This window comes from Rickettsia asembonensis (assembly GCF_000828125.2).
Lineage (GTDB): Bacteria > Pseudomonadota > Alphaproteobacteria > Rickettsiales > Rickettsiaceae > Rickettsia > Rickettsia asembonensis.
In genome coordinates this window covers 1-10,085 of sequence record NZ_JWSW01000040.1, presented here as the reverse complement: position 1 = coordinate 10,085, position 10,085 = coordinate 1, and the positions used below count along the sequence as shown (strand labels likewise).

Sequence of the window (10,085 nt, the reverse complement as noted above, 5' to 3'; positions counted from 1 at the left end):
TTATCTCTCAACACTTCCATAAGGCTGTTGTAGATAGTAATATAGAACTACCAATAGAGTCGCTAATTTCGATTAACTCATCCTTTAGGTTTTCTTCATTCAAAATTTTCTCAGGGGCAGAATATTTATTGTATTTGGCAATATATTGAAAACATTGAAACTGTTCTTTACTATCTTTAGATAAATTTTCTTGGTTAATTAGATTTAATTTAGTTTCAGCAATTTCAGCTAAATTAAAACTCATTTCTGTCAAAATTTTTATATCTTTGGGAGCATTTGTTATTAAATTTTTTGCTTCTGTTCCTCTTCCGTTAAGTAAATAAATATTAAATAAGCTATAAATTGAATCGCTATCGTTTGGTCGATCCTTTAAAATGCGTAATAATTGCTCTTCGGCTAATGACAATTTTCCTGTATTATTATAGGCTGCCGATAGATTATAACGGCAAAAATAGATGACTTTACTTTCCTGTTTTTGCTCATTATTTACTAGCTTTGCTAGTCGTGGTTCAAGTAATTTTATTATTTCATCATATTTTTTGGTAGTAAGCAATATTTCAGAAAAAGAGCTTAAAATAGCAAAATCTTCTATATTTGCTAATTGTTTAATAATATCAGGTTGAAATTCAGATTTTACAAATAATAGAATTTCTGCAATAAAATTTAGATATCTGTAGCTACTTCTTCCATTAATGAAATATTCTTTTCTATTACTGCTAAACGAAAAATATTTTTCTTAGCGATAAATTTATTGATAATTTTAGCAATAGGGTTAGAAGAATTAGAGCTAGGTTTGTATTCAAAAAATATTTCTACTTTAGAACTTTTATTAATTAAAGAATTATATTCACTAATCTCATAATCTTTAAATAACTCATGATTTTTAAGTTTTTCGTAACTGTAATTTTTTAATACACATTCCAATAGCTTTTTTGGGGTTTTTATTTCTTTTATCCTCTTAATTGCTAAATTAGCAAATTCTGAAGCTAATTTTGAGTTTTTTATTTCTTCAATAGTTTTGAAATAATCTTTTTTTATGTCAAAACTTCTAACTATTGTTGAATATAATTCTATAGCTGTATTTAAGGTAATATTGCGAGTTTCAAGCGGTAACCATAAAATATGGTTATTTTCAGAAAAGTTAATAGAAGACTTTTTTGATTTCATATATAATGCCTAGTTATTTTTAACAAGGCATCATACATTAATTTAATTCTTAGTCAAAAAATTATTAATATTTTTTAATAATTATCCTCCAGCATTGCTAACTAAAGAGAGGTGTGTCATACCGTGGCTTGTCCACGGTATCCAGAAAAATAACTAAAAATATCAATATTATTGATATTTTTAACTGGATCCCGTGAATAAATCCGGGATGACATCGAGCTTTTTATTATTATCTCTCTTTAGTTAGCAATGCCTATCCACCGAATTGCTCTTTAATAATTCTATCTTCCAGCGTATGGTTTTTATTAAAAAGCAGTTTGATAGGTTTATCCTTAGTAGATTTAACGGTAACATTCGTGATATTATTAAACTCCTGAAAGTCGGCAGTAGCATTTACCGGTCGTTTATTTGTATTAAGTATTTCAAATTTAATTGTAGCAGATGAAAGTAGTAAAGCACCGTGCCATCTACGAGGTCTAAAAGAGCAGATAGGGGTTAGGCATAGCATATTTGATTCAAGCGGTAAAATAGGACCGCCGGCAGATAAATTGTAAGCACTACTTCCGGCAGGCGTTGCAACTAAAGCTCCGTCTGCTACTAATTCGCTCATCCTCTCTATTCCGTTTACGTCTATTCTAAATTTAGCAGCTTGATTAGTTTTACGAAATATCGATACTTCGTTAATAGCAAGTGCGGTATATATTTGACCGCTTATATCTTCAGCTTGTATAAGAAGAGGATTTAGAATAGAAACTGTACTTTCATGTATATTTTGTAATAAATTCTTGGTATCTAAAGGATTCATTAAAAAGCCGAGACTTCCTAAATTAACTCCATAAAAAGGGATATTAAGATTCATATAGCGGTGAATATTATGTAGTAATTCTCCATCGCCGCCTATTACGATAATTACTTCTGCTTCCTCTATTTTACAATAATTATAGAGTTTTTTTATTTCCTCTATAATATCTAGATGTTTAGAATTTTGGTTATAAATCAATGCTATTTTATTTATATTCATTATATGAATTTCTTTTTTAATATATAGACGCTTAACTAATAATAAGTTATAAGAATAAAGTAATAAAATAAATATTAAGTTAAATTATGTCATCATTCAACATCAAAAATCATAAAAATGATCTGCTATTTGTACCGCTAGGAGGATCTAATGAAATAGGTATGAATCTTAATCTTTACCATTATAAAGGTAAATGGTTAATGATTGATTGTGGTAGCGGTTTTGCCGATGACTACTTACCTGGTGTTGATATGATAATTGCCGATAGTAGCTTTATAGAGAAATATAAAAAAGATATAGTAGGTCTGATTTTAACTCATGCTCACGAGGATCATTTAGGCGGTGTCCAATATTTATGGAATAGCCTTAAATGTCATATTTATACTACTACTTTCACAGCAAATTTTTTAAAGATTCGTTTAAATGAATATGATTTTTCTAAAAATATAAAAATTCACGAAGTAAAACTGAGTAGTAAAATAAATCTAGAGCCTTTTTCTTTAGAAATGGTGTCGCTCACTCACTCGGCTCCTGAAATGCAAGCAGTTATGATTCGTACGGATGCAGGTAATATTTTACATACGGGAGATTGGAAATTTGATAATGACCCGGTACTCGGTAAAAAAGCTGATGAGGAGCTTCTAAAATCTTATGGAGATGAAGGGGTTCTTGCGCTTGTTTGTGATTCAACTAACGTATTTAATAAAGGAAGCTCAGGTTCTGAGGGAGATGTTAGAAAAAGTTTAGTAGATATCATAGCCGGCTGCCATCAAATGGTAGTAGTTTCAACCTTTGCTTCTAATTTAGCGCGGCTTGATACAATAATTCATGCTGCAGGGCTGGCCGGTAGAAAAGTAGTTTTAACCGGTAGAAGTTTGCATCGTATGATGCTTGCTGCTCAAGAAAGCGGCTATTTCAAAGATATTGCTCCTCTAATTAGTGAACGTGACGTTAGTAGATTTAGAAGAGAAGAATTATTAGTAATTGCTACCGGTTGTCAAGGCGAGCCTATGGCAGCAACCGCAAAATTGGCTAGTAATTCTCACCAATCTATAAAGCTTGCTCCTAAGGATACAATGATTTTTTCTTCAAAAATTATTCCGGGTAATGAAAAGAAAATATTCAGGCTATTTAATATATTTGTTAAAGCTGGTGTAGAAGTTATTACTGAACGTGATCATTTTGTACATGTTTCAGGACACCCATCGATTGACGAGCTACAAAAAATGTATTCTCTAATTAGACCGAATATTTGTATACCTGTTCACGGTGAGCCTGTACATATTCATGAACATGTTAAGCTTGCTAAGAAAAACGGCATAAAACAGGCAGTAGAGGTTGAAAACGGTAGCGTAGTGTTGCTTGAACCTAATAATGCGAAAGTAATTTCAAAGGTAGAAAACGGCTATTTAGCTGTAGACGGTAATTATTTACTCCCTGTAGAATCTCCGATTTTCAAAGTTAGAAGACATATGCGTGAGTCGGGTATCGTGGTAGCATCAGTAGTAATTAATAAAAAAGGGCTGCTTGCTGCAAACCCAATGCTGTCTATGCCGGGGTTGCTTGATCCGAAAGAGGATATGGCATTAGTTAACCTCATTAAAAACAACATTAAAGAACTTGTTACCATTCAAAATAAACAGGCTAAAAAAGCATTGTCGGATGAACAAGTAATCGAAGCAATAAAAGGAACAATCCGTAAAACCTTGAAACAGGAAATTAATAAATCTCCTGTCATAATAGTAAATCTTGAGAAAGCTGTAGAGTAGTAGAATCGTCATTGCGAGGAGCGAAGCGACGTGGCAATCCAGTAAAAATAATAAAAAAATGCTATAAATTAGCATTTTTTACTGGATTGCTTCGTCGAATTACTATGTAATTCTTCTCACAATGATGTTTTCTGATCAACACAAAATAAAAACATGAATAAATTTAAAAATATTGCGGTTTATGGAGGAGGGAGTTTTGGTACTAGTCTTGCTTCTTTAGCAGCACAAAACTGTAATAACGTTACTTTATTTTTACGTGACGAGAAAATAGCAAAAGAAATTTTACATAAAAAAACTAACATAAAATATTTAGGAGATATTAAATTACCTGCTCATTTACAGGCTACCACAAACTTAAGTGTAATTAAGGATTTTGAACTAATTATTATTGCAGTGCCGTCTTACGCTTTTGATGACTCAATAAAATTATTAAAAACTCACGGCATTTCTAAAGACAATACTATTCTAATCGCAACAAAAGGCTTTGCTCGTAACCCTACCGAATTATTTTCAGATAGGTTAAAACTCTATTACCGCATAGCACTACAGCGTTTTTTGTAGGTCTGAATCTAGCGAAAGAACTAGCTAAAAATTTGCCGACTTCGGCAAGTATTGCAAGTTTAGATATAGATATAGCAAATAAGATAGCTTATAATCTAGGTTCAAAAAATTTTACTACTAATGTGACAAGCGATATTGTGACCTTACAAGTAGCAGGAGCGTTGAAAAATATCTTTGCTATTAAAAGCGGGATTGATTTAGCAAAAGAGCAGGGCGAAAATGCAAGAGCAACGCTTATAGTAGCTGCCTTAAAAGAAATTGCTATTTTATCGAAAGCTTTAGGTGGTATGCAAGAGAGAGCAGATATATTAGACTTATTGGATAACGCAGCTATTAAGGATGAATTTGTAGGAGACACTTCACCTCGCACCGCAGTGTACACTTTAGTACGTGGGGATGCAAGTCTAGGCTCGACGCACAAATTACCCTTAGAAGCAAGTTATGCAACAAGTCTATTATTAGAGGCGGGAGTAATAGGCGATTTAGTCCTTACTTGCTATTCTTTAGGCTCACGCAATACAAAATTCGGTTATGAGCTTGGAATTAGTAGCGATAAAAAAAATTTTTTACGGGAATATAAAGAGTTAGTAGAGGGAAGAGAAGCATTAAAATTAGTTTTGGATTTGATAAAAAAATATAATTTACGAATGCCTATAATTTCCGAAGTGGCTAACTATGTCATTCCCGCGTAGGCGGGAATCCAGCATAAAGCAAGATAAATCGAGCTTTTAATTTCAAAAATTTGTTGTATTTATACCTTTTTTTCTGGATTCCCGCTTTCGCGGGAATGACATAAGAGCCATGCAACAAGCCCCCGCCTACGCGGGAATGACATAAAATGACCCATGCAACAATGCTTCCTCGCAATGACGGAAAACCGGTCCATGCAACAATGACAGTACTACAGCAATCTCTTCATCTGTTCCTGCTCTAATTTTTCTTCTTTATCTAGCTTATTTAAAAATTCTTTATAAAAACCGTTTGTTATATATACAAGTTCCATTTCGGTATTTAATTCAGAAGATTCAAGTATGATTAAACATTCACCATCCTTGAAAGTAACCACTTTATCATTTTCTTCTTCTAAACTATATTTATCTTTTAAAATGTTATAAAACTCTTCAAACTTATTTTTATCTATAGTTAAGATAACGGCTTCTATTATATTAAAATCATTACATATTACTAAAGCTTTAGATATAGTTTTTTCATTTGATTCTATATAATAATTATATCCTTGCCAATAATTAGGTTCTTTATTGATGATTTTGTATTTTTTTGTTAAATCTATATTGGTAGTTTTATTTAATTCAAGACCAAGCGACATAGGATTAGAATAGGTATTTAAACAAAAAAATATAATTAATAAGGGTAATAGATTTTGCATAAATATATAATATTAAACAACAAATCTTAAATACCATAATATTTATTATATTTCAATTAAAAGTTAATAAAATAAAAATCTTTACAAAATTTAGTGAAAAAAATAAAACCTCATATATTATAAGTAATTATATCTTTAGCTCATTACATGATAATCTTTAGTATAGTTTTTTTTAAAACCGTTTCGGTATTATTAAGTGTAGTAATAGGATTCTTAGCAGGTAAATATTCAAATGTTGAAAGAGATAGTATCTCTTCTTTACTATTCTATTTTATATCACCTATAGTATTTTTTACGATACCTGCTAGTACAACCTTAACACTTTCGGCATTAAGCGTTACGGTCGTAACATTTGTAATTGCAACACTCTTATCGCTTTTTTCTTATTATTTTTTTGGTAAATTTTGGCAAGATCATACCCGTAATATTATAGCTTTGTCTGCAGGTACGGCAAATGGCGGATATTTTATGTTGCCTATAGCTGCAGCACTTTTCGATGATTATACATTAAGTATTTACATGATGGCTGTTATAGGAGTTAATATTTATGAATGTTCAGTCGGCTTTTATATTTGTATGCGAAGTTTTGCAAATACCACCGATAGTATATTAAAAGTAGTAAAATTACCGATTTTAAATGCTTTTTTCTTGGGATGTTTATTTAGTTTTTGCGGTTTTACTTTACCGGATTTTTTAGATGATTTTATATATAATATGAAAGGCTCTTTTTCGATACTCGGTATGGTGATGGTGGGCCTTGCTCTTTCATCTCTACAAAAATTTGAAATCGATATAAAATTTACTCTAGCGACGTTTGCTGCTAAATTTTTATTCTATCCTTTGGGAGTAGGGTTATTTATCATGTTTGATCATTTTGTAACAAAATGGTATAACAATGATTACTATAATGCTCTAAAACTACTTTCTACGGCACCACTCGCAGCAAATACTATAGTTATAGCTAATTTACAGAAATTTTATCCTGAGAAAGTTGCAGCTACCGTGTTTTTATCTTTGCTTTTTGTAGTTATATATATGCCGACAATGGTCAGTATATTTTTAAGTGACTTAAATTAATAACATGATGACAATGATTTTTTTAAAATTTATTCTAAATTGGTATTAATAGGTTCATATGAAAATTAATTCAATAAAAATTGGTCCCTATATTAATTTATTACCTCTTCAATATATACCGAAACATAAAATTTCTTATGTAGAATTAGGTGATCCTAAAAATAAAAATATAATAGTATGTGCTCACGGCTTAACTAGAAATGCTCATGATTTTGATAAAATAGCTAAAGAGTTAAGTAAAAATTATAGAGTAATTTCAATAAATTATCCCGGTCGCAGTGATAGCGAAAATTTTAAAAAAGCTAATCATTATAATTATACTACCTATATTAAAGATACGTTATTCTTTTTTAAAAGACTAAATATTGAAAAACCTATTTGGCTCGGTACTTCAATGGGCGGTATTATAGGTATGGTACTTGCCAGTAAATATAAAAATATTTTTAAAGCCTTAATATTAAATGATATAGGGGCATTTATTGATGCTGCTCCTTTAATTAAAATTGGAGGTTATGCTAAAAAAACGGTACTCTTAGATGATTTGGCTAGTGCAAAAGAACATTTAAAACTTATTTATGCCCAAATAGGTATTAAAGATGAAGAAGATTGGGATTATTTAACAAAATATAGCGTAATTTCTACATTTGGCGGAAAATATAAAATGAATTATGATCCTGCTATAACAAAAGGAATGAAAAATGCTAGTAACCAAGAAGATGTTAAACTATGGTCCGTATGGAATAAAATAAAATGTAGAATATTAGTAATTCATGGGATAAAATCTCAAATTTTAACAAAATCTACTGTTAAAAAGATGAAAGAAACAAAAACTTTTGATCTTTATGAAATAAAATATGCCGGTCATGCTCCTTCCCTAATGAATCCTGAAGAAATTAACTATATTAAATCTTGGTTAGAGAAGAAGTCTTGATGTCATTTCTGCGTGGATTAATTTCACCTCTGTCATCCCGTGGCTTGACCACGGTATCCAGAAAAACAACTAAAAATATCAATAATATTGATATTTTTAGCTGGATCCCGTGAATAAATCACGGGATGACAGGAGGAAAATCGAGCCATGCAACAAGCCGGGCTTGACCACGAGATGACAGCAAAAAATTTGGATTCCTGCTTTCGCAGGAATGACATAGGAATCATTAAAATTAACTAACAAATAATAATTATGAAGATCACTACTAAAATACTAATAATAGGTTCAGGTCCTGCGGGTCTAAGTGCCGCTATTTATACGGCTAGAGCCGCTCTAAAACCAATATTAATCAATGGTATGCAGCCAGGTGGGCAGCTTACAATTACCACCGATGTTGAGAATTATCCCGGATTTGCAGAAACGGTGCAAGGACCTTGGCTTATGGAACAAATGTCTATGCAGGCTAAAAATGTCGGTACAGAAATTATTAGTGATTACGTGGAAAAAGTAGATTTATCAAAAAGACCTTTTAAAGTATTTACCGGAGCTGGGAATGAGTATGAAGCAGAAAGTATAATCATCTGTACCGGTGCGGAAGCAAAATGGCTTGGTATAGCTTCAGAGCAGGAATTTCGTGGTTTTGGTGTTTCGGCATGTGCTACTTGCGATGGTTTCTTTTTTAAGAATCAAGAAATAGTTGTAGTAGGGGGAGGAAATAGTGCAGTAGAAGAAGCTTTATACTTAACCAATCATGCTAGCAAAGTTACTATAATACATAGAAGAGATAGTTTTAGAGCTGAGAAAATATTACAGGATCGATTATTTAAAAACCCTAAAATATCGGTAATTTGGGATCATGTAGTAGATGAGATTGTAGGTAGCAATAAACCAAAATCCGTTACCGGAGTTAAAATTAAAAATGTCCACACCAAAGAGGTTAGTTTAGTGAATTGTAGCGGTGTATTTATAGCTATCGGGCATGCACCGAATACGGGGCTATTTACCGGACAAATTGCAATGGATGACGATAATTATATCATCACGAAGTCAGGTACAACTAAAACTAGCGTAGAAGGGGTTTTTGCTGCCGGTGACGTTCAGGATAAAATTTATAGACAAGCAGTAACTGCTGCAGGTAGTGGCTGTATGGCTGCTCTTGAGGTAGAGAAATTTTTGAATAAATAATAAAATTCCTAAAAAAAAGACATAATCATATAAAAATTCATTAATTTTTTTTAATAAATTCTTGTATTAAAAATTATAGCAATATAATCTTTCTAATTTTATAAAATAGAGAGGAATTATGCCTACACAGCACTTAACTTCAGAGAAAAAAATGGGAAATTTTTTTAAAAGCTATAGGAGCAGAAGTAGGAGTTACAAAGGTAACTGATAATAAAGTTATTTTTAAAACAACTTCTAATGACTTAGAACATTTTCGTACATTATTAGCATCCCCTGATGAATTAAAGAAGAATGTGATACATGCTTTATTTAAGGATAATATAGTAGAATCTGAACTATATATAATGCGGATACTTCAGATATAGAAATAGGAGAGTTATTTTATAAGCTAGTAGACGGTGATCTTATAACAGAGTATGGTTTGTCTAAAATTTTAGAAACAATAAGATTAGAAGCTGAATTTAATAAAGAATTATTAACTGCTGAGATTCAACTCTCTTGTGGAAATCCAATAAAACATAAAATGGATGAATCCAAACTTGAGACATTACAAGCCGTTATAAGTGATGAAAATAAATTATCAAAAATTTTAACAGGTGAAGCAACACCGGCTACAGATTATACCTATCCGCCTACTGAATTTTCTAAATTAATATCCCAAATTATTTCTCATAAAGAAAATAATAGCTTAACTTTTACTCTAAATAACGGTGCAGCAATACAAGCCGTTCAAGCTTATAAAGTTGACGCCTATTATCGCTTCTAATTTAGAAGGCGGATTTATCCTTGATAAGCAGTATTTATTAAAATATTTATTTCCGATATTTAACGGTTTTGTCTGGCAGGAATACGGTAAATTTCCTATTATGCTTTCCTCTAAAGACCTAGAATATCTAAATATTAATAATAATCATGAAATTACTTTATTAATAGATATTAGCGGTAGTATAAAATATACTTTTAGTGATTATAAAAGTAATATACAAA

At 31.2% G+C, this 10,085-nt stretch carries 12 protein-coding genes and 3 pseudogenes; 9 read left to right on the top strand and 6 right to left on the bottom strand.

Going from position 1 to position 10,085, the window contains the following annotated elements:
• Positions 1–7: 7 nt before the first annotated feature.
• The 3 genes from SB78_RS10995 to SB78_RS04895 all read right to left on the bottom strand — a co-directional run bounded on the left by SB78_RS10995 (position 8) and on the right by SB78_RS04895 (position 2,188).
• On the bottom strand, positions 8–553 hold the full coding sequence (locus SB78_RS10995; RefSeq protein ID WP_041079002.1) for a tetratricopeptide repeat protein: 546 nt from the start codon (positions 551–553) through the stop codon (positions 8–10).
• A gap of 110 nt (positions 554–663) precedes the next feature.
• Positions 664–1,167 carry a hypothetical protein gene (locus SB78_RS10990; RefSeq protein ID WP_241773757.1) on the bottom strand — a complete coding sequence of 168 codons (504 nt, stop codon included), beginning with the start codon at positions 1,165–1,167 and terminating at the stop codon, positions 664–666.
• A 253-nt stretch (positions 1,168–1,420) separates the two neighbouring features.
• Positions 1,421–2,188 (bottom strand): NAD kinase, encoded by a 768-nt coding sequence (locus tag SB78_RS04895; protein ID WP_041079000.1) that lies wholly within the window; start codon positions 2,186–2,188, stop codon positions 1,421–1,423.
• Positions 2,189–2,274: 86 nt separating this feature from the next.
• Here SB78_RS04895 and SB78_RS04890 point away from each other — a divergent pair, with 86 nt between their 5' ends.
• The 3 genes and pseudogenes from SB78_RS04890 to SB78_RS11975 form a co-directional block, all read left to right on the top strand.
• Positions 2,275–3,957, top strand: coding sequence for a ribonuclease J (locus SB78_RS04890; protein WP_041078998.1), 1,683 nt, complete (start codon positions 2,275–2,277; stop codon positions 3,955–3,957).
• A 153-nt stretch (positions 3,958–4,110) separates the two neighbouring features.
• Positions 4,111–4,826: pseudogene (locus tag SB78_RS04885) on the top strand (NAD(P)H-dependent glycerol-3-phosphate dehydrogenase); the annotation flags it as partial.
• Positions 4,827–4,973: 147 nt separating this feature from the next.
• A pseudogene (locus SB78_RS11975) lies at positions 4,974–5,210 on the top strand (NAD(P)H-dependent glycerol-3-phosphate dehydrogenase); the annotation flags it as partial.
• A gap of 59 nt (positions 5,211–5,269) precedes the next feature.
• Here SB78_RS11975 and SB78_RS11530 read toward each other — a convergent pair.
• Complete coding sequence (locus SB78_RS11530; RefSeq protein ID WP_277813965.1) at positions 5,270–5,404, bottom strand: hypothetical protein; 135 nt, start codon at positions 5,402–5,404, stop codon at positions 5,270–5,272.
• Between the two features lie 15 nt (positions 5,405–5,419).
• Positions 5,420–5,905, bottom strand: coding sequence for a hypothetical protein (locus SB78_RS10180; RefSeq protein WP_199402793.1), 486 nt, complete (start codon positions 5,903–5,905; stop codon positions 5,420–5,422).
• A 147-nt stretch (positions 5,906–6,052) separates the two neighbouring features.
• On the opposite strand from SB78_RS10180, the gene SB78_RS04875 reads away from it, so the two are divergent.
• Genes SB78_RS04875 through SB78_RS11970 form a run of 3 tightly spaced genes read left to right on the top strand, consistent with a single transcriptional unit; the run spans position 6,053 to position 8,026 of the window.
• Complete coding sequence (locus tag SB78_RS04875; protein WP_041078997.1) at positions 6,053–6,982, top strand: AEC family transporter; 930 nt, start codon at positions 6,053–6,055, stop codon at positions 6,980–6,982.
• 58 nt (positions 6,983–7,040) lie between these two features.
• The gene (locus tag SB78_RS04870) at positions 7,041–7,913 is read left to right on the top strand and encodes an alpha/beta fold hydrolase (protein ID WP_041078996.1); all 873 of its coding nucleotides are present in this window, start codon (positions 7,041–7,043) and stop codon (positions 7,911–7,913) included.
• Complete coding sequence (locus SB78_RS11970) at positions 7,913–8,026, top strand: proline/betaine transporter (protein ID WP_410524510.1); 114 nt, start codon at positions 7,913–7,915, stop codon at positions 8,024–8,026. The genes SB78_RS04870 and SB78_RS11970 overlap by 1 nt, the downstream gene beginning before the upstream one ends.
• Here SB78_RS11970 and SB78_RS10980 read toward each other — a convergent pair.
• Complete coding sequence (locus SB78_RS10980; protein WP_241773755.1) at positions 8,010–8,156, bottom strand: hypothetical protein; 147 nt, start codon at positions 8,154–8,156, stop codon at positions 8,010–8,012. The two genes, SB78_RS11970 and SB78_RS10980, sit on opposite strands and share 17 nt — an antisense overlap.
• A 9-nt stretch (positions 8,157–8,165) precedes the next feature.
• Here SB78_RS10980 and trxB point away from each other — a divergent pair, with 9 nt between their 5' ends.
• The 3 genes and pseudogenes from trxB to SB78_RS04855 all read left to right on the top strand — a co-directional run.
• Entirely contained in the window at positions 8,166–9,098 is a 933-nt protein-coding gene (trxB, locus tag SB78_RS04865; RefSeq protein ID WP_041078995.1) for a thioredoxin-disulfide reductase, read from the top strand.
• A 421-nt stretch (positions 9,099–9,519) separates the two neighbouring features.
• On the top strand, positions 9,520–9,864 hold the full coding sequence (locus SB78_RS04860) for a hypothetical protein (RefSeq protein ID WP_052458496.1): 345 nt from the start codon (positions 9,520–9,522) through the stop codon (positions 9,862–9,864).
• A pseudogene (locus tag SB78_RS04855) lies at positions 9,842–10,085 on the top strand (vWA domain-containing protein); the annotation flags it as partial. The gene SB78_RS04860 and the pseudogene SB78_RS04855, both read left to right, overlap by 23 nt.

Bases quoted from the DNA above. Each gene is read 5' to 3' on its own strand.
- SB78_RS10990 (WP_241773757.1), bottom strand. From the start codon at position 1,167: ATGAAATCAAAAAAGTCTTCTATTAACTTTTCTGAAAATAACCATATT.
- SB78_RS04895 (WP_041079000.1), bottom strand. From the start codon at position 2,188: ATGAATATAAATAAAATAGCATTGATTTATAACCAAAATTCTAAACAT.
- SB78_RS04890 (WP_041078998.1), top strand. From the start codon at position 2,275: ATGTCATCATTCAACATCAAAAATCATAAAAATGATCTGCTATTTGTA.
- SB78_RS11530 (WP_277813965.1), bottom strand. From the start codon at position 5,404: ATGGACCGGTTTTCCGTCATTGCGAGGAAGCATTGTTGCATGGGTCAT.
- SB78_RS10180 (WP_199402793.1), bottom strand. From the start codon at position 5,905: ATGCAAAATCTATTACCCTTATTAATTATATTTTTTTGTTTAAATACC.
- SB78_RS04875 (WP_041078997.1), top strand. From the start codon at position 6,053: ATGATAATCTTTAGTATAGTTTTTTTTAAAACCGTTTCGGTATTATTA.
- SB78_RS04870 (WP_041078996.1), top strand. From the start codon at position 7,041: ATGAAAATTAATTCAATAAAAATTGGTCCCTATATTAATTTATTACCT.
- SB78_RS11970 (WP_410524510.1), top strand. From the start codon at position 7,913: ATGTCATTTCTGCGTGGATTAATTTCACCTCTGTCATCCCGTGGCTTG.
- trxB (WP_041078995.1), top strand. From the start codon at position 8,166: ATGAAGATCACTACTAAAATACTAATAATAGGTTCAGGTCCTGCGGGT.